This is a genomic window from Thiomicrorhabdus chilensis DSM 12352 (genome assembly GCF_000483485.1).
In the GTDB taxonomy this organism is placed as follows: domain Bacteria; phylum Pseudomonadota; class Gammaproteobacteria; order Thiomicrospirales; family Thiomicrospiraceae; genus Thiomicrorhabdus; species Thiomicrorhabdus chilensis.
Genome location: NZ_KI519609.1, coordinates 212,343 through 232,346, shown reverse-complemented (window position 1 = coordinate 232,346; position 20,004 = coordinate 212,343). Strand labels below are relative to the sequence as shown.

Below are 20,004 nucleotides of genomic sequence, written 5' to 3'. Positions count from 1 at the left end.
TGTTTGACTATGAATAAAAATCTGCGCTTTGTCACCAAGGTCGACAAGAATGCCAATATCTTATACATCAACAGTGAATACCAGGAATGGCTTGGTTACGCCGACGCAGAAATCATTGGACAGCCCACCCAGATACTCAGAGCCCAAGGCACCCCCAAAGCGGTGCAAGAGACCATCCGCGATGAGTGTCACCATAACCGCACCCTGAGTTTCGACATTCAGGAGGTAAAAAAGAACGGCGACACCTTTTGGGTAGAAATGGCGATTCAGCCGATTTTCGAAAACGGCGAATATCAGGGCTACACCTCAGTCAAACGCCTGATTGATGACCCCAAACGCATTGAAAAGGCCGCACGCGCTTACCAGCAGATGGCACAGGGCAGCATACTTTTCTATAACGGCGAATGGGTCAGCAAGAGCAAACACCGCCTCTATTCATTGCTGGGTTTGCACAAAGCCTCGCTTAGTCAGAAAGTATTGGGCACTATGGTGGCCATTGCCGCACTGATGATGCTCGGCGCCTTTGCTTATGAACAGCATGTTAAGTCCAATATCGAATTACATGCGGCCGAAAACCACTCCAAACTTCTGTCCACCAGCCTGAATAAACTGATGACCAAAAAGTCCGAAATCGGCCTGACCAATGCAGTAGGCCTGACGTTTTCGCAATCGATTCGCACGGCTGCTTCAAGCGAAGACCAGGCTGAGCTGGCCAACAATCTAGCCAATATTGGCGGTCATTACCGCCAACTGTCGGACCTGCAGAACATCAAACTACACTTCACCAACGAGAATCTGCAATCATTCTATAAATCGTGGAAACCCGCCGAAAAGCAGAGCATCAGCGATCTTTCCGGACGCAGCTATCTGCAAGCCATGGCCAAGGAACAGAAACCGATGGTGGTCTTTGCCGTGAGCTCGGCCGGGTTCAATATCAAATCGATTGTCCCTCTGATCGAGAACGGTCAATATCAGGGGGCGGTTGAATTCATCCAAGGTCTGGGATCGATTCGCCGTGATTTTGCGGTGCAGAATTTGCAGTACCTTCTTGCCGTATCTACTGAATATGCTCTGTCCGGTGATGCTTTTCGCGCCAAAAACGCCGAAAACATTCCCGTCTCCAACGACAAAAAATGGGTGGTAGGACACAATAAGCAATTCTCTATGGAAAAATCCGGCCAGCAGATTGAATTGCTGAGAAAGCTGGATTTGAACACACTCTTCAAACAAGGCTTTTTGACCACTGCCACACATTTCCATTTTGCACAGCCTGTCTATGATTTTGACCAAACTCTGATCGGCTATCACATCGTCACCGAAGACATCCAAGACTATCAGGCCTTAATCGACAAGCAATTTGCCGTTGCGGAAAGCACCACTTACGGCATCCTGTTGAGTATGCTCATTATGCTGCTTCTGGTCACCGTTCTGCTGTGGGTTCTTATCATCCAACCAATACGCAACACCCGCAACACCATGGAGCAGGCCGTCAACGATTCCGACCTGTTCACCCGAGTGCACAGCTACGGCAACGATGAAATCAAACAGATGGCTCTGGCCTATAACCGTCAGGCGATGCTCACGCAAGTGGTCATCTCCGAAGTCAACAGCGCACTCGAAGAGATTGTCGCCGGACGACTCGAGAATGAGATCACTTTCCCGCTGCAATCCGATTTCGGCATGCTTAAAGAACGTGTCAACCAGTCCAGCCAAGGCTTGAAAGCAACCTTCGACAATATTTCCGAAGTCATGCAGGATTTGAAAGACGGCAACTTTGACAAGGAACATACAAACAACCTGCAAGGCGCCTATTACCAAGTCATTGAGGATTGCACCTCGGCGATGCACAGCCTATCTGTGGCCTTTGCGGAAATCAACCAGATCATGGGGTACGCGGCACGTGGGAAATTCGACGAACGTATCCAAACGCTTTCCAAAGGCAATATCCTGATGCTGCAAAACACCATCAACCAGTCTTTAGAAACGCTAGAATCCGGCTTCTCCGATATCGTGCAAGCCGCCAAACGCATGGCGCAGGGTGACTTCACTCAAACCATCAGCCAAGAGTATGAATATGCCATCGCCGACGCCAAGGAAGCCATCAACAACAGCATCAACGGTTTAACCGATACCTTGACCCAAGTCACCGATGTGGCCTTTCAGGTGCGCGAAGGGGTTGAAACGGTGGCCGAAGGCACGCAAAACCTCAACCAACGCACTCAGGAACAAGCGGCCTCTTTGGAAGAGACCTCAGCGGCCATGGAACAGACCACTGCGCAAATACGCAGCAATCTGGAAAACACTCAAACGGCGCGACAAATCGCCACCTCGCAAAGCGGCTTGCTGACCGAAGCCAATGGCATCATGCAAGACACCAAAGAATCGATGAGCAACATTCAAACCGCCTCCAACAAAATTAAGGAGATTACCGGCTTAATCGATTCCATCGCTTTCCAAACCAACCTCCTGGCTTTGAATGCGGCGGTGGAAGCGGCGCGTGCCGGTGAACACGGCCGCGGATTCGCCGTAGTTGCCGGTGAGGTACGCAATCTGGCCGCCAAGTCAGCCGAAGCGGCCAAAGAGATCGGCAGCTTGATCGAGCAGACCTCCAGTGCCATCGATGTCGGCGTCGAACAAGTTGGAAAAGTTGGCAATTCTTTAGGGGAAGTCACTTCGGAGACGCAAAAAATGCTCGACATCGTCAACGAAGTGTCACGCGCTTCCGAAGAACAGTCTCACGGGGTGGATGAAGTCAACAAGGCGATCACCCAAATCGACAGCACCACTCAGCAAAACGCTGCACTGGTGGAAGAGACCACCGCCACCACCGAGACACTGATCGATTCTGCACAGCGTCTGCAAAATGCAGTGAGTGCGTTTCAGCTGAAACGTCGCCTGAAATAGTCGACTTTCATTCCTTTTCCAATCCGGCGCATCCTGCAAACGATGCGCCCACCCCTCTTTCACAAAACAAGCAGGCCTGTCTGGAATGCTATCAACAAGGCTAAGCTTTTGCTCACCTATTCCCATTCGTTAATTATTGTTTTTCTCGTGTTTTTTTTCAAAATCTAACCCAATGTTTGCTTGACCATTACGCAATTTTTGCTGTAAAGTTAGTAACTTAAGCATTCAATTACAGCAATTACCGATAATGCCCAAACCCTTCATTGCCATTCCCAACAACAGCATTATTCTGATTGCTTTTTTCTTAACGCTCACCCTGGTCAGCGTCCTGTTGCTGACGGCCGACAGAATCACTCAAACCACGCTCGACAGTACCGCCGAAGTCACCGAAACACAGTATCAAAAACTGCATAATCTCATCAATCTGCACATTGCCGGACAGAAACGCACCGTGGATCTGGAACAGGTCTTATTGCATGAAGATCCTTTTGAGCAAGATCAAGCTTTATTGAATTTTTATGCAAATGGCGTCAGCTATGCCAAATACCGTGACCAACTGGCTCCCTTAGTGGCCAACAATGAATTTGAACGTGCTTGGTTCATGGAAATCACTGCCATGGCCAGCAAGGTTGGCCCCACACAAGACAAGGTCGCGGAATTGGCGATCAATGATGAAGTGGATGCGGCCAAAAAACTGATGTTTTCCGGCTTGATTGACGACCTGAATACCTTCAACCAAAAAGTTAAAGAGTTTTCACTTTACCAATCAACGGAAATTCAAAATGCGATCAACCAGGCTCGCTTGAAGATCGATCAACTGATGCAGACTTTTGTCATTGTTGCGGCGTTGCTGATTGGGTCGAGTATGGTTTTTTCGATTATGATGGCGCGCCGTTTCAGCAACATCAATCAACGCCTCATGCAAACCAATGACAGCCTAGAGCGTGAAGTGCAGTCACGCACACACGAATTGATTAAAACTCAAGAAAGCCTGCTGCAACGTAACAGCATGCTTGAAAAACTGTCCACCACCGACCCGCTCACCCAACTGTGCAACCGCCTCAAAGTCGAACGGTTCCTGGAAGAGCAGCAAGAGACTTTCACCAAAAACCAAGCCACTTACTGCGCGCTACTGATTGATCTGGATAACTTTAAAAACATCAATGACACCTTTGGACACCATACCGGCGACAAGGTTCTGCAAGCCTTTTCCAATCTGCTGCAACAGCACTTTAAATACAAATGCCGCATCGGCCGCTGGGGTGGCGAAGAGTTTATTGTGATACTGGAAGACTGCGAATTAGAAAAGGCCGAAGAGCAAGCGGAAAACTTCAGAAAACAAGTAGAGGCGTTTGATTTTCCACGCATCGGCCAGGTTACCCTAAGCGCTGGATTGGCCTGCATTGAAGCAGCGGAAAGCACTTCCGAACTGATTCATCGTGCGGACAACGCCCTCTACGAGTCCAAACATGCCGGCCGCAACCGCATCACCACCAGCAAAACTTTCACCCCAAAAACACAACACCGTCTGGCTTTGGGTGAGCCCGGTCAATGAGAGCAATCTTAACCAGGCCTGCTTGTTTTCAAACAATCATTAAATTCGAGTTTAACAACGCTTAAGCGTGAAATTCACGCCGTTTGAAAACCGGGATTCCAAGGGTGATCGCAGCGCATTAAGCCGTTTTCAATGGGCGGCACACTGACTTCACCACCAAACTCTTTCCACGCATTGAAACCGCCGGCCAGGTTGACCACATTGGTGTAACCCATTTTCCTCATGGTATCAACCGCCAAAGCACCGCGTCCGCCAGACAGGCAAAACACCACCCAGCCCTGTTCCAAATCGGACAATTCGCCCTTATGGCAAGCGTACTGGGTATCGCACATGGGCTCAAGCATGCCGCGTGGAACGTGTAACGACATCGGAATGGTTCCATCCAAATACTCGGCCGGCTCCCTGACATCAAGCGGCTTATAGGATCCGCATTTAAAAAGGTCCTGCGCTTCTTTACAGTTGACCTCTTTGATATTGGCTTTGGCTTGCGTAACCAGTTCTTTTAAACGTAATGGCATCGGTCTTTCCTCCTTATGGTGAGACAGAATTAGCCTAGCACAATTCAACTGCTCAAAATATAAGGTTTTAATGACAAATTCGTTTAATAACAAGTCGTTATTTTAGAAAGGATTGCCCCTTTTCAGAACAAAAAGGAGCGTAAAAACAGCAGACCAACGCCTTTTTTGGAAGTTTTTAGTGTCTCACTGCAAGGCCCATCCAAATGCTTATTTGGCTTTGTAGAGCTGCTCCAGATCAAGTCTTTGGCGGGCATCAAACAGCCTGCGGCAGCCGACATAAATCGCAATCAAGGTACCCAAACCGGTGGAAGTGGCCACCAGAAACATCACCATAATTTGGTACTTAACCGCCTCGGAAGGATCCGTACCGGCCAAAATCTGGCCGGTCATCATGCCCGGCAAGGAGATAATTCCGGCGGCCACCAACATATTGATCACCGGCATCATTGCGGTGTGCAGGCTTTGTTCACGGATAAACTGCATCGACTGCTTGGCGGTTTTACCCAGCGCCAGCTGAGCTTCGACCTGCGCTTTGAGTTGCACGCTGTTGCGCGTAAGCGTATCCAATCCCAAGCCGATGGCGGTCATGCTGTTGCCCAACAGCATGCCTAATAACGGAATCGCGTACTGTGCCTGATACCAGGGCTGCGGCTCGATCACCACCGTCAAAACGCCCACCAGCAATAACAAAGACGTCATGGAGATGGAAAACAGTCCGATCCACACACTGAAACCTTTGTGGAAACGATAATGTTGACGTTTAGCAATTTCATAGGCCGCCGCCAGCAACATCACCAAACCAACCAGAGCGACCCATACCCAGTTTTCGGCATAAAAAACCCAGCTCAACCACACGCCCATCAACAGCAACTGCGCCACCATGCGCACATTGGCCCACCAATATTGCTTGACATGGGTAAAGCCATTAAGCCACAAAAGCCCACCCAACAAGATAACCAATACAGAAAGAGTGGCCAGATCCCAGTAACTTAAATAGATCATTCGGCGACTCCTCCTGAATTTTCAGCAGGCCTGCCCGCGTACAAATCTTCGATATCCCAGAGCCATTCAGAGTCGGCCAGTCGCTTCTGCTGTGCCTGGTCATGACTGACCCACAAAACGCCAGCCTGATGTTGACGACTATAATCCAACACCATTTTCTCGACATCTAAAGCGCTGTCAAAATCCAAGTTGGCGGTGATCTCATCCAGCAACAACACCCGCGGTTCGTAAAGCAAACCACGCAGCAAAGCCAGTCGCTGTTTCTCGCCGCTAGACAGGCTATTGACCGAACGTTTCAGATAATCGTTATCCAATCCGAGTTTATGCAATGTTTCCGCCGACGGCAGCGTTTCGAAGTGCTCTTCGACCGTCTCTCGCCACCAGGCGGTTTCCGCCGAAAAGTACATCACCTGCCTGCGCCAGTTCTCTGGACACAGCCCTCTCTGCTCAACTCCGTCCAGAAGCACTTCACCTTCATGGACAATCAGGTCTGCCAAGGCACGCATCAATACCGATTTACCGGTACCCGAAACGCCGTACAACAACACCAACTGCTCCGCAGGCACGCTAAAGCTCACCGCTTGGCGCATCCCTTTCGCTTTGAGCTGATTGACTTGCAATACCATCGGCCCTATCCGCATTTCTCTAATTTGGCATAGGCCATTACCAACCACTTGGAACCGACCTCATCAAAATGCACATTCACACTGGCATGATCGCCACTGCCTTGAATAGAAAGCACAATGCCTTCGCCAAACTTGGCGTGAATAACGCGATCTCCAATCTGATAACCGCTTTGATTTTCTGCCGCTAAAGCCGCATTCAAACTGGTATTCATGGCTCCTTCCGACGTCGGCCTTACCGAACCGGAAAGGCGGACGAAATCGACACACTCCGCCGGAATCTCCTTAATAAAACGCGACGGCGTCGGATAAAACTCCGAACCGTGCAGACGCCGCCGGTTGGCAAACGTGATGATCAACTGCTGTTCCGCTCGTGTCACCCCAACATAAGCGAGGCGCCGCTCCTCCTCAAGACGAGAGGGATCTTCCAGAGACTGCTGAGACGGAAACAGCCCTTCTTCCACACCAATCATAAACACCAGCGGGAATTCCAACCCCTTGGCCGCATGCAACGTCATCAGCTGTACCGAAGATTCCCACGCATCGGCCTGTTGCTCGCCGGCCTCCAATGCGGCCTGCGCCAAAAATTCCGACAAGGGATTGGCGTATTCGGTTTGGGTGCCGATCGTCACGCCTGCAGCAGCTTGATTGGCCTGCTCTTCAGATTCAATTCCGGCTACCGCTTCTTGGGGCGGGGTACTTTTGAACTGACTGACCGCATTGATCAATTCATCAATATTCTCAAGGCGGCTTTGACCCTGTTCGGACTGGTCTTTTTCAAAATGCGCCTGCAAGCCGGAACGCGAAATCACCTGCATCACCTGATCCTGCAAATCCAAATCGGCACTGCTTAGAGCCAAACCTTCAATAAGACTTAAAAATCCATTGACTGCGGTTTTAGCACGCGCCGTCAGACCCTGATCGACCATTTTACGGGCAGCTTGCCACATTGATATCTGCTGATCACGTGCCACATCACGGATGCCGTCGGCGGTTTTTTGGCCGATACCACGCGGCGGGTGATTGTAAACCCGCTCAAAAGCCGCATCGTCATCGCGATTGGCCAACAAACGCAGGTAGCTCAAGACATCCTTGATTTCGGCGCGATCGTAGAAACGCAGGCCGCCATAGACCCGATAGGGGATCTGTGCATGCATCAACCCCTGCTCCATGACTCGAGACTGGGCATTGGAGCGATAAAGCACGGCAATATCACTGCGTGAACCGCCCTGATCGCACCAAGCCTGTATCTGATTACAGACATAATTCGCCTCGTCCAGGTCGTTAAACGCCTCATAGATGCGAATTGGTGAGCCTTCCTCACCGGCACTCCATAACTGCTTGCCCATGCGCGTCTCATTGTGCGCAATCAGCGCATTTGCGGCTTTAAGAATAGTGCCGGTGGAACGGTAATTCTGTTCCAGCCGCACCATTTTGACATTAGCGAAATCTTCATCGAACTGGCGGATATTCTCAACCTTGGCACCGCGCCATCCATAAATCGACTGGTCATCGTCACCGACCACAAACAGTTTACCCGTGCCACCTGCTAAAACCCGTAGCCACGCGTACTGCAGAGAGTTCGTATCCTGAAACTCATCAACCAGAATGTGTTTAAAACGTGCCTGATAATGCGCTAATACCGCGGGATGTTTCAACCAAAGCTCATGGGCGCGCAACAGCAACTCGGCAAAATCGACCAAACCGGAACGTTTGCACTGCTCCTCATAAGCGGCATAGATCTGAACCATCTTGGCGACAAACGGATTGTGACCGGGATCGATATGCTGCGGACGCCGGCCCTCTTCCTTTTCGCTGTTGATAAAGGACTGCACCTGGCGATGCGGCCATTGCGCCTCATCCAAGTCCAAACTTTTAAGCAAACGTTTAATGACCCGCTTCTGATCGTCAGAATCCAGTATTTGAAAGTTCTGCGGCAAGCCGACTTCCTGATAATGCTGGCGCAACAAGCGATAGGCGATGCCGTGAAAGGTGCCCATGGTCAAGCCCTGTGCCTGCTGTCCAATCAGGTTTTCAATCCGCCCGCGCATCTCGCTGGAGGCTTTATTGGTAAAGGTCACCGCCAGAATGTTATAGGCGGAAAAACCCATGACTTCAGTCAGCCATGCAATGCGATGCACCAGAACACGAGTTTTTCCACTGCCGGCACCCGCTAAAATCAATGCATGCTGATCCTCTACGGTCACCGCTTCCCGCTGAGCATCATTCAAATCATTTAATATGTAGGAAATATCCATAAAGTCCATCGTTTTCAGGCGACGCCACCACGCCGCTTCTTACAAAATCTCCGCCATTCGGCAAAACCTGTTTAATGGCACATATCGTACGCTAATTTGAGTTTTTTTTGGCGGGCAAAACAAGCAAAACCGCAATTTTCGATCCCTTTCACCTTGCAAAATCCGAAACTATCCCAAATAACTCCTTGCAATTTGTTTTGCGTTAATGTAATAATTAGTCAATTCTAAAATTTCAATATACATTTATTGGATGCTCATTCCTTTTTTAAAGCTCGATTTTAAAATATGGACATCCATCATCGATTCAGAAAATTTCCATACGAATCTAACGTGAACTCTGCAAGATTGCTCAGACATATTTTTGAGTAACAGGGCACGATTAAGCCTACTCGTATAGAATTAAATTTTTTATTTAGGAGTTAAAACATGATTTCAACCAGCGATGCGAATTTTGAAGCTGAAGTACTGCAATCCGACATTCCGGTTCTAGTCGACTTTTGGGCTGAGTGGTGTGGTCCTTGTAAAATGATTGCCCCAATCCTAGACGAGATCGCCGGTGAATACGACGGCAAAGTAAAAGTCGCCAAATTGAACATTGACGAAAACCCGGCCACGCCACCAAAATACGGCGTGCGCGGCATTCCGACTTTGATGCTTTTCAAAAACGGTGAAGTTGATGCGACCCAAGTTGGCGCCCTATCAAAATCTCAACTTTGCACTTTCCTAGACGGAAACCTGTAAGATTTTCGGCACCCTGAACGTTTCAGGGTGCTTAGTTTCACTACCCAACCCCCTTTCCGTTTTACCATCGCCCAACTCCTTTGAATAACCCTCACTCAATACAATAACGACCCAGATTACACTATGAATTTAACCGATCTAAAACAACAATCCGTATCCTCTTTAGTTGACCTTGCCGCCACCATGGGGCTCGACAACGTGGCACGCCTGCGCAAACAGGACATCATTTTCGCGATTCTCAAAGCCCATGCCAAAAAGGGTGAGGACATCTACGGTAATGGGGTGCTTGAAATATTGCCTGATGGCTTTGGCTTTCTAAGAACCGCAGACGGTTCCTACCTGGCCGGACCGGATGACCTCTATGTTTCTCCAAGCCAAATCCGCCGTTTCGGATTGCGCAAAGGGGATACCATCCAAGGTAAAATCCGTCCGCCAAAAGACAACGAACGTTACTTTGCGCTTTTGAAGGTCGAGAAAATCAACTTTGAAGAACCGGAAGTCGCGCGTAAAAAAATCGCCTTTGAAAACCTGACGCCACTGCATGCCGATGAACGCATGAAAATGGAAGTGGGCAATGGCAGCACCGAAGACATCACACCGCGTATTATCGACATTGCAGCGCCTTTCGGTAAAGGGCAACGTGGTCTGATTGTGGCACCGCCAAAATCCGGTAAAACCGTAATTTTGCAACAGATGGCGCAATCCATCGCCGAAAACTATCCTGATGCTTACTTGATTGTCCTATTGATTGATGAGCGTCCGGAAGAAGTGACCGAAATGCAACGCACCGTTCGCGGTGAAGTCATTTCATCAACCTTTGATGAACCTGCTACTCGCCACGTTCAGGTTGCGGAAATGGTCATCGAAAAGGCCAAACGCCTGGTTGAACATAAAACTGACGTCGTGATCCTTCTGGATTCCATTACCCGTTTGGCTCGTGCCTACAACACCGTGACACCGGCATCCGGTAAAATCCTTTCCGGGGGGGTCGATGCCAACGCCCTGCACCGTCCGAAACGTTTCTTCGGTGCGGCGCGTAATATCGAAGAAGGCGGTTCTTTGACCATTATCGCCACCGCACTGGTCGATACCGGCTCTAAAATGGACGAAGTGATCTTTGAGGAATTCAAAGGAACCGGTAACATGGAACTGCACCTGTCACGCAGCATTGCTGAGAAACGCGTCTTCCCGGCCATCAACCTAGAGAAGTCCGGTACGCGTAAAGAAGAGTTGTTAACCACTCCAGATGAGTTACAAAACATCTGGATTTTACGACGTTTCTTACAGTCAATGAACGAGGTCGAGGCCATCGAAACCTTGATCGACCAGATGAAGGTCACGAAAACCAATGGCGACTTGTTCAGTGCGATGAAACGCTAAAAATCCTCTTCGGCAATGAGAAGGCCCTTATAGGCCCCTCCAGCCAGGGTGATTTAATAATTTTTTGCAGTAAATTCAATCAGAAACCGAAAATAAACCTGAAAAGAAATTTGCAATTTATATTTTTATCACTATAATTCACTTTTTTTGAAAAACTAATTAATGGACCGTCATCATGCAAGCAGACATTCATCCAGAATATAACGAAGTCGTTTTCCAGGACATTTCTACTGGCGAAACATTTTTGACTCGTTCTACCATTGAAAAAACTTCTGGCGATACAATTACTTTAGACGGTAAAGAATATCCGCTAGTTCGTGTTGAAGTTTCTAGCGCTTCTCACCCTTTCTACACAGGTAAGCAAACACTTGTGGATACTGAAGGGCGTGTTGAGAAGTTCAAACAAAAATACGCACGTCGATAAGCCACTTTCCAGTAAAGTACGCTTTTCAAGCAAGCGCTGTTATTCAAGCCTAAACGGGTTTGAATGCAGCGCTTTTTTTATATCTAAAATTTCCCACTCCCATCACTCTGTGCACTAGCTGGCCTTGTAATTGCTTTAAATCAAGCCGCTGGCAATCCCAACTTTTCATTCGATTCCATAAGGTTCCTGAAAGGGCGTTTTTATTTTTAAAGAAAAAGGCAGTACAATTTCAGCCATGAACATTCGATTTATATTAATTTTACTGACCGGCTGGTTTGCGGGGGGGGTGACAGCCCATGCGGATGACTGCGCGCCCCAAAGCGATTTGATTTGGGTCAAGGCGACTTATGCTCAAAGCGGTGACACCGTCATCATCCAAGATGGCCGCTTCCGTTTGATTGGCATCCAGGCTCCGCAAATACCCCGCAAACAAAAATTCAACACTCCCGGCCAACCCCTGGCGAAAGAGGCCCAAACTTTTTTGAACAAACTGTTGGCCAATAATAACCAGGAGGTTGGGGTTGAATACGATGCCACCAAAGTGGATAAGTTCAACCGTCAGTTGGCACACCTCTTTCTCAGAGACGGCACCAATGTGCAAAAGGCGATGTTGGAGAACGGCTATGCTCTGGCCTTTACCAGCAATCAAAACAGCCTGCATGAGCGCTGTTATTTCCAGGCTGAACAAGAGGCCCGTAACAAAGGTTACCAGCTTTGGGATCTGGCTGAAAAATATCCCGAATTACACTACCCGATTGTCAACAGCACCGAGTTGCGCCGTGACGATGACGGTTTTCGCATTATTCGCGGCAAGGTGGAAAAGGTCGACAAATCCAGCACCAATTACATCGTCAACTTGGATACCACCGGGATTCGAGTCCCCAAACGTCACTGGGATCAATTCGACTACACCAGCCTGCAGAAACTGGAAGGCAAAGAGATTGAGGTGCGCGGTGCAGGCTTTCTGTATAAGGGCGCGATGTTTGTTGTAATCGACCACCCCAATGCCATCGACCTGCTGAACCCCCTTAACCGTTAACCTCAAACGGGGTAAGAAACCAGGCCTGTTGAAAATGAACAGGCCTGGTATTTTTTATACCCGCAGCCACTCATTTCCGTTAAAATAACCGGCTTAACTGTTTCAAATTCAAACAAAATTCATAAGCGATGACGCGTGCCGACACCCAAGACGTTGAATCGCGCTCAATGCAACAAAGGAACTTCCATGGCAGAACTTCAAAACGACCGCTTTTTACGTGCCCTTCTTAAAGAGCCTGTTGACCGCACCCCGGTATGGATGATGCGTCAAGCGGGTCGTTACCTGCCAGAATATCGTGCTACACGCAAACAGGCCGGCTCTTTCATGGATTTGTGCCGCAATAAAGAATTGGCCTGTGAAGTGACCCTGCAGCCGCTGGAACGCTTTCCTTTGGACGCGGCAATCCTGTTTTCCGACATCCTGACGATTCCAGATGCCATGGGATTGGGACTGCGTTTTGAAACAGGTGAAGGTCCGGTTTTCGATAAACCGGTTCGCACCCTGGCGGATGCCAAGAAACTGTTTGTTCCGGATATGGGATCGGATCTGGGTTATGTAATGGACGCCGTGAGCACCATCCGCAAAAACCTGAACGGTCGTGTGCCCTTGATCGGTTTTTCCGGTAGCCCGTGGACGCTGGCGACCTACATGGTAGAAGGCGGTTCCAGCAAGACTTACGCTAAAATCAAGGCCATGATGTATGACGAGCCAGCCACTTTGCACCATATTCTGGATGTATTGGCCGATTCGGTCATCGCTTACCTGAATGCACAAATCGAATCCGGCGCCCAAGCCGTGCAGATTTTCGATACCTGGGGCGGCGTCCTGACACCACGCGACTATCAAGAATTTTCATTGCGTTACATGCACAAGATCGTCGATGGCCTGAAGCGTGAAAACGAAGGCCGTAAAGTGCCGGTGATCCTGTTCACCAAAGGCGGTGGCCAGTGGCTTGAGAAAATGACCGCTACCGGAGCCGACGCTCTAGGTTTGGACTGGACCACGGATATTGACGAAGCCCGCGCCCGAGTAGGTGACCAGGTCGCCCTGCAAGGCAATATGGATCCGAGTATCCTCTATGCCAAGCCGGAACGCATTCGTGAAGAGGTCGCCACCATCCTCGCCAAATACGGAAAAGGCACGGGACATATATTCAACCTGGGGCACGGCATCCACCCTGAAGTCAATCCGGAGCATGCCGGCGCCTTCATTAATGCCGTGGTCGAGTTGAGCCCTCAATATCATAAGTAAAAGCTTTTAACGGCCATTAAAGCATTGTCCCGTCCTAAAACCGTCAACGTATTTTAGGACGGGACACTGCGTTCCGTACTGACTATCCAGAAGATCGACCATTTCATTTAGAATGCTATTTTTGAGCTGTTCGTCTGATAGCTGGCGCTCTAGACGTTTGATGGCTTGTGCTGGGGTTTCGGGGGCAGTCTTGGATTGGGGTTTTGACACGGTCGGTTCCTTATGGAGTTTTGTCCAGTCCAGATTACCATGTTTTCTCAACCAGGTTAATACAGTACTACGGCCTTGGATGCCGTAATGTTTTTGAGCTTGCTTGTAGGTAAACGTGCCTTTTTCTACTTGTTCTACAACGGATAATTTAAAGCCTAGAGTGTAATCACGTTGGGTTCTTTTTCTATGCGGAATGTCCATGGATAGGTCTCCAATGTGTCAACCTATTTCAGGACGGGACAACATCCATAAAAAAAGCCCGCATCATTAAATGCGGGCTTTTTTTGTTTAGCCGACTTTGTAAGCCGATGACGATTACATTTCAACACTTTCCGCAAACTGCATGGCCTGCAGATACAAACTCGACATTTCGGTCGCACTGAGTTCTCCCGGCGGGTCGAAATCGGTCAAGCCATGCTCAATGCCGCAGACCGCTTTCATGGTCTTACCTAAGCTGCCCTCAAAATTAAGCAAAGCATTTTTAACCTCGTCTGACAGACTCAATTTGTCCAATAGCTCACCCATATCGCTGTCCATGACCGCATCCAAACTCGAAAACAAACCCACCGTAAAATAGGTATCAATCGAGTAATCTCGAATTTTGGCACCGACCAGTTCGCAAAACTTCGCTCGGGTAAGCGCGGTTTTAAACAGTTCTATCGGTTTGTCATCAACGCCAGAAAGCACCAGCATGCTGGTCCAACTTTTCAAACGCTCCAGACCAAAACGCATGACTGCATCATGAATCGAGGTCACGGCATGATTGCCACGACTGGTACCCGAAGCGAACTTGAGCAACTTCTGACTCAGCGTCACGTCTCGGCTGATCAGTTCCGATAGCTTGCGCATATCAATATCCGGATCGTAAACACTGGACAACAAGTTCACCACGCTAAGCTGATTGGTAGGCAGACGTTTGCCCTGAATGATCTTCGGCTTGGCGAAGAAATAACCCTGAAAATAATCGAAACCCAACTTTTTGCAGTATTCAAACTGATTGCTGGTTTCAACTTTCTCGGCCAGCAGACGAATGCCCTTGGCTTTCAGCTTCGCGGTATGCTGAATCAAAGCCTTGGCACCCACCTCCATGATATCCACCTTGATGATGTCGGCAAAGTCTTCCAACACCTCAAGTTCAGGATTGAATACATAATCGTCCAAAGCAATAGTGAAACCTTTATCACGCAACTGCTTCAAAGAATGAATCAGCTGTGGAGTGACCTTGACGTCTTCCAGAACCTCAATCACGATGTGTTTGCGCGGAAAAAAGGATTGGTACTCCGGGTTCAAAAGCCCTTCGGTGAAATTGATGAAAGCCTTGTGTTCCCCCACCACATCTTGCAGACCGATGTCGCCAAAGGCGTTGAGCATAACCTGAGCAGAGGCGCTGTCGCCTCCCAAGATGACGGCATGATTATCCTGCTGGTTTCCGCGGAAAAGCAATTCATAGGCGAAAAGCTGCATCTCCTTGTCAAAGATGGGCTGGCGCCCTACAAACACATCCAACAATTCCGCCATAAGTACATCTCTTTATAAAATCACATTCACTTCAACAGGCTTTGAATTTAATCGTACCAGGTTATATTAGATCGCCTTAAACTCTTCGGGCATATCCAAATCTTCATCATTGAACAGAAACTTCTGCATCTCTTCCTGAAGAAAACTGCGTGCTTTAGGGTCCAGGCTCGACAAGCGGTATTCGTTGATTAAGATGGTTTGCTGTGCCAGCCACTGCTTCCACGCTTCCTTAGAGATGTTGTCATAGACTTTCTGACCCAACTCTCCAGGAAATGGAGCAAAATCCAAGCCTTCCAGCTCTTCACCCATTTTTAAGCATTTCACCATTCTTGACATATTCTTTCTCCAATTGGCCCAGTAAACGTTTCACCGGGGCTGGCAGACCCAAATTATCGGCCTGCGTAAGGTTATGCCACTGTCCCTGCCATTCTGCGGGTGCCTCTTGCACCTGAGCCACTTTAACCGGTTCAATCTCCAGGTGGTAATGACTAAAGGTGTGACGGAATGATTCCCATTTTACCAAACTCTGTTGCCAACCAACACCTGTTTGCATTGAAGCCTTCAATTCCTCTTCCAGCGCCTCTGCGCAGGTAAACTGCGGCAAACTCCACAGGCCTCCCCAAATGCCTTGGGAGGGGCGCTGTTCAAGCCAGACTTGGCGTTTTTTATTTAACAACATCAGCAGACTCGCCTGCCTGACCGGCTTGTCTTTCTTGGGCTTGGAAAACGGAAAATCACTGACCCGATCCTGAGACAAAGCCTGACAAGCTTGCGCAAGGGGACATCGATTGCATCCTGGCTGGGATCGGGTACACAACGTCGCCCCCAAATCCATGATGGCCTGAGTATAGTCGTCAAAACGCTGCATGGGGGTCAGGGATTCCGCCTCCAACCACAGTGCATTTTCGATTTTCTTATCACCCGGCCAGCCTTCCACCGCCAAATAGCGACTCAATACCCGCTTCACATTGCCGTCCAAAATCGGATAACGTTGTTTATGGGCAATCGCCAAAATTGCTCCGGCGGTTGAACGACCGATACCGGGCAAGGCCACAATGTCTTCAAAACGATTCGGGAAAACACCATCGAAATCTTGTTGGATGATTTGCGCCGCCTTATGCAAATTCCGACCGCGCGCATAATATCCCAGTCCAGACCAATAACTCAGTACCTCATCCTGAGACGCCTGCGCCAAGTCGACCAGACTCGAAAAACGTTGCATGAAACGCTGATAATAGGGAATCACGGTTTTCACTTGGGTCTGTTGCAGCATGATTTCCGAAACCCAAACCCGATAAGGGGTGATGTCTTGCTGCCAAGGAAGGTCATGACGTCCATGTTCGTCAAACCATTCGAGCAGTCGTTGAGAGAATGAAGGCATATTCAAACTTGTGTTTTTAAAGATACGGTATACTATACCGAATTTCTATTTCAACCCATTCAAAATTCCCTGCCATGACAGATCAGACACAGCACGAATCCAATATCGAATCCAACACCGCAAAGATTGACGACAAACCACGTCGCATTAAAAGCTTTGTGTTGCGTCAGGGACGCATGTCGCAATCACAACAACGCGCCATGGAAAACAACTGGCCAAAATTCGGTCTGGAAATAAGCGATGAATTGCTGGACATGAAAACGCTGTTTGGACGAGAAGCACCCACCATTGTTGAAATCGGTTTCGGCATGGGGAAAAGTCTGGCGGAAATGGCCGAGGCCAATCCTCAGCAAAACTACATCGGCATTGAAGTGCATCGTCCCGGCGTAGGGGCTCTGCTGAAATTGATTGAAGAAAAGGGCCTAACCAACATCCGCATATTCAATCACGATGCCATTGAAGTTCTGGAAAAACGCATCCCAAAAAATTCCTTAGACGGCGTGTACCTGTTTTTTCCAGATCCTTGGCACAAAAAACGCCACAATAAACGCCGCATTGTGCAGGCGGAATTTGCCAAAACCATCGCCAGCCATCTAAAAACCGGTGGCCACTTCCACATGGCGACCGACTGGGAAGACTACGCCGAGCACATGATGGAAGTGATGAACGCGGCGCCCGATTTTCGTAACACCCAGCCAGACGGCCAATATACGCCACGCCCTGACTACCGACCTTTGACCAAATTCGAACAGCGCGGTCAACGTCTGGGGCACGGCGTTTGGGATCTTATTTTCGAGAAAATAGACCACGATTAGACAGCACCACCTGATTCACAAAGCCTCTACTGCAATAGGGCCTTAAGCTGAGCCACCAGTTTCTTCTGGTTACCCGGTTCCGCCAATAAGGCTTGCAGGTTTACACTCCAAACCGCCTGATCCAAAGGCCCGCGATAACGCACCGGCACCTTCATGCCCTTTAGGTGTCTCAACGCCTTGATAGGATTGGATACAAGCACTTTCATTTGTGTATCGATGCGCCCCTGATTCAAATCCAATGATCCGAACCCCGTGGCACTGAAACGTTGGCTGTCGACTCCCATCTTCTGAATGTTAAAAACCCCTTGCTTGATCGGCCCCTTGATTTCCATGGACTTAAATGCGGTGCTATCGCCTTCGGCCACGGCTTGGCCGGCCAACAATCGATCCAGGTCTACGCCATAAAAGGCCCCATCGGTAACGGAAAGGTTCAATTCACCCAGCAGATTTTGCTTGAGCACGGAAGCATTGCTGCCTAAAGTGTTCAAATCAAAATGGCTTTCCAAAGCCCCGCCTAATGGACGGGTTTGCCAACCGGCCTGCAACAGCTCACCCACCTGAACCTGTTGCGTTTTCCCTTGCCAGCGGTAGCTTGGTGTCTTGCCATTTACATCCAATTCAAGCTTGGAAGTCAACCGACCTTGATAAAGTTCGGCATCAAACGGCGCCAACTGCAGCTTGCCTTGGCCCGCCTTCAACTCCATCTCCACTGACTGAGCCGTCACTCCCCAAGCTGTCAGGCTTGCGATTTGAAGCTTGCCGTCTGCGTTCAACTCTCTCAAAGTGGAGATCGGAACGGCTAAAGGCAAATAAGTCGACTCCATCCTCCCCAAATCAACAGACTTACCCTCGGCTGGCTTTGGTTCGTCAGCCAGAGTTCCCGCATCTTTCTTTTGCATTGGCGCATCGTCTTTAAAACGGGCCCGGTAATCATCCAGGTTCAAGCGATCAATCGTAAAATCGTAGGCGTAACTCACTTGGGGCTCGGACTTACGCCACAAGGTGCCCTTAAGGGTCGACTCATCCCAACTGAGCATCATGTCACTGACATTCAAAGTACCTGATTCCAACGCCCAATTAAGCTGACCCTTGATCTCAGTCAGAGCCTTTTCATTGACGAAGTCGGGCATTTGCACACCCAAATGACGCCCCCAGTTCTGGACATTCACACCCTCGACATCCACCACGCCATACAAATTGGCCTGCTCCCCATAAAAACCGGAAAACGAGGTGGTCACTTGAGAGCCCAGCGCTTTCAATTGCACATCGGTGACTTGAATCTGGTCTTCAAGCAGGTTCAAACTAAAACGTTTACCTTCGGTTACCAAACGCATTTCCGGAACCTTTTGAGCTTCCGGCAGTTTAAGTTTAAAGGCGCCCTGCCAATCACTGACCTGCCAAAGAGACAGATCTTTACTCACATCCAAATCGGCACTCAAATCGAATTCGTAGTGTCTGGCTTTAAGGGTATTGCGATAGGCAAAATCGGTGCGCACCTGAAACGGCTTGCCCAGGGTGACGTCAAATGCCAACAGGTTGAGGCTTGAGACCACCGCCTGATGATTCACCACCGCATCCTGCAATTCAAAATGGCCATTTTTAATGATCACACTCTCAAAATGCCACTGCAAAGCCAAATCGTCGGAAGCATTTGGCGCTGTAACCTCTGGGTTATCCGTAACGTCTGCCCCGTTTAAACCGGAAGGATCGGCCAGCTCTTCGGCTTTGTCAGAAAGCCGATCCTCTAACGCATTGGTCACCACAGAATCAGCCTCTATTGCCTCATCCTTTGGCGCGGCAATAGCCGAGACCCGACGCATGAACAAATCCAGATCTTCCAGGCTTGCATTTGCATAGCGACGGCTAACACCCGCCTCTTCTTTTGAAAAAAGAGGAATAAGTCGAGCCACGGCTTCCCAATTTGCGGCTTCCTGACCTCTCAACAAGACCAGTTTGGGGTCAATCAACTCCAACCCCACCACGCTCAGCTGCTTGTTGATAAACAGGTCCCACAATGAAACCTCAACCCGCATCTGCTTAACCGACAACAGGTTTTCCTGACCAAACTTCTCCGCAAAGCTGGCCTTGTTCTTTAAAGCCAACTCTCCAACACTGAAAGCAAACGGAAACACCGACACCTCAATGGCGCCTTCAATGTGCAACTCATGACCGCTACGCTGCTGCACCTCACTCTCGATTTGCGGTTTATACTGATTGAAGTCTATAAAACTGATGGCGGCCGCAAATCCAAGAAAAAGCAGAAGCGGCACAATCGCCCCCACCAAAATCAGCCGATTAGACCATTTAAAAAGCTGAGCGGAATTCAATGTCATCAAACACTCCTAATGCTGATTGGAATCGTACCTTACTGCAGCACGATCCATT

16 protein-coding genes and 1 pseudogene are annotated in these 20,004 nt (G+C 49.1%); 8 read left to right on the top strand and 9 right to left on the bottom strand.

Features of this window, described 5'->3' with window-relative positions; translation table 11 throughout:
- Positions 1–9: 9 nt before the first annotated feature.
- Both B076_RS11690 and B076_RS12870 read left to right on the top strand, forming a co-directional pair.
- The gene (locus B076_RS11690; protein WP_038150312.1) at positions 10–2,904 is read left to right on the top strand and encodes a methyl-accepting chemotaxis protein; all 2,895 of its coding nucleotides are present in this window, start codon (positions 10–12) and stop codon (positions 2,902–2,904) included.
- A 247-nt stretch (positions 2,905–3,151) separates the two neighbouring features.
- Complete coding sequence (locus tag B076_RS12870; protein WP_051347087.1) at positions 3,152–4,459, top strand: diguanylate cyclase; 1,308 nt, start codon at positions 3,152–3,154, stop codon at positions 4,457–4,459.
- Between the two features lie 74 nt (positions 4,460–4,533).
- Here B076_RS12870 and B076_RS11680 read toward each other — a convergent pair whose 3' ends face one another.
- From B076_RS11680 to uvrD, 4 genes are all read right to left on the bottom strand, one after another.
- A complete protein-coding gene (locus B076_RS11680) occupies positions 4,534–4,977 on the bottom strand; it encodes a rhodanese-like domain-containing protein (RefSeq protein ID WP_051347086.1) in 444 nt (147 codons plus the stop codon).
- Positions 4,978–5,184: 207 nt separating this feature from the next.
- On the bottom strand, positions 5,185–5,979 hold the full coding sequence (locus tag B076_RS0101110; RefSeq protein WP_028485690.1) for an ABC transporter permease: 795 nt from the start codon (positions 5,977–5,979) through the stop codon (positions 5,185–5,187).
- Complete coding sequence (locus B076_RS11675; RefSeq protein ID WP_084205666.1) at positions 5,976–6,605, bottom strand: ABC transporter ATP-binding protein; 630 nt, start codon at positions 6,603–6,605, stop codon at positions 5,976–5,978. The genes B076_RS0101110 and B076_RS11675 overlap by 4 nt, the downstream gene beginning before the upstream one ends.
- Before the next feature lie 5 nt (positions 6,606–6,610).
- On the bottom strand, positions 6,611–8,860 hold the full coding sequence (gene uvrD, locus B076_RS0101100) for a DNA helicase II (RefSeq protein ID WP_028485689.1): 2,250 nt from the start codon (positions 8,858–8,860) through the stop codon (positions 6,611–6,613).
- A gap of 426 nt (positions 8,861–9,286) precedes the next feature.
- On the opposite strand from uvrD, the gene trxA reads away from it, so the two are divergent.
- The 5 genes from trxA (at position 9,287) to hemE (ending at position 13,695) form a co-directional block, all read left to right on the top strand.
- Positions 9,287–9,601: a thioredoxin TrxA gene (trxA, locus tag B076_RS0101095; protein ID WP_038150309.1), complete on the top strand. Its 315-nt coding sequence runs from the start codon at positions 9,287–9,289 to the stop codon at positions 9,599–9,601.
- A gap of 123 nt (positions 9,602–9,724) precedes the next feature.
- On the top strand, positions 9,725–10,981 hold the full coding sequence (gene rho / locus B076_RS0101090) for a transcription termination factor Rho (RefSeq protein WP_028485687.1): 1,257 nt from the start codon (positions 9,725–9,727) through the stop codon (positions 10,979–10,981).
- 175 nt (positions 10,982–11,156) lie between these two features.
- Positions 11,157–11,405 carry a type B 50S ribosomal protein L31 gene (locus B076_RS0101085; RefSeq protein WP_028485686.1) on the top strand — a complete coding sequence of 83 codons (249 nt, stop codon included), beginning with the start codon at positions 11,157–11,159 and terminating at the stop codon, positions 11,403–11,405.
- 235 nt (positions 11,406–11,640) lie between these two features.
- Entirely contained in the window at positions 11,641–12,444 is an 804-nt protein-coding gene (locus tag B076_RS0101080) for a thermonuclease family protein (RefSeq protein WP_028485685.1), read from the top strand.
- Between the two features lie 186 nt (positions 12,445–12,630).
- Complete coding sequence (gene hemE / locus B076_RS0101075) at positions 12,631–13,695, top strand: uroporphyrinogen decarboxylase (protein WP_028485684.1); 1,065 nt, start codon at positions 12,631–12,633, stop codon at positions 13,693–13,695.
- Positions 13,696–13,767: 72 nt separating this feature from the next.
- Here the strand turns inward: hemE and B076_RS11670 are convergent.
- The 4 genes and pseudogenes from B076_RS11670 to mutY form a co-directional block, all read right to left on the bottom strand.
- Positions 13,768–14,106: pseudogene (locus tag B076_RS11670) on the bottom strand (IS3 family transposase); the annotation flags it as partial.
- A gap of 114 nt (positions 14,107–14,220) precedes the next feature.
- On the bottom strand, positions 14,221–15,423 hold the full coding sequence (locus tag B076_RS0101065) for an EAL and HDOD domain-containing protein (protein WP_028485683.1): 1,203 nt from the start codon (positions 15,421–15,423) through the stop codon (positions 14,221–14,223).
- A 66-nt stretch (positions 15,424–15,489) separates the two neighbouring features.
- Positions 15,490–15,759, bottom strand: coding sequence for an oxidative damage protection protein (locus B076_RS0101060; protein ID WP_028485682.1), 270 nt, complete (start codon positions 15,757–15,759; stop codon positions 15,490–15,492).
- Complete coding sequence (mutY, locus tag B076_RS0101055; protein WP_028485681.1) at positions 15,725–16,804, bottom strand: A/G-specific adenine glycosylase; 1,080 nt, start codon at positions 16,802–16,804, stop codon at positions 15,725–15,727. Before mutY ends, B076_RS0101060 begins: the two co-directional genes overlap by 35 nt.
- Before the next feature lie 74 nt (positions 16,805–16,878).
- On the opposite strand from mutY, the gene trmB reads away from it, so the two are divergent.
- Complete coding sequence (gene trmB, locus B076_RS0101050) at positions 16,879–17,619, top strand: tRNA (guanosine(46)-N7)-methyltransferase TrmB (RefSeq protein ID WP_028485680.1); 741 nt, start codon at positions 16,879–16,881, stop codon at positions 17,617–17,619.
- Between the two features lie 26 nt (positions 17,620–17,645).
- Here the strand turns inward: trmB and B076_RS0101045 are convergent, their stop codons facing one another.
- Positions 17,646–19,952 (bottom strand): AsmA family protein, encoded by a 2,307-nt coding sequence (locus tag B076_RS0101045; RefSeq protein WP_028485679.1) that lies wholly within the window; start codon positions 19,950–19,952, stop codon positions 17,646–17,648.
- Between the last annotated feature and the right edge of the window lie 52 nt (positions 19,953–20,004).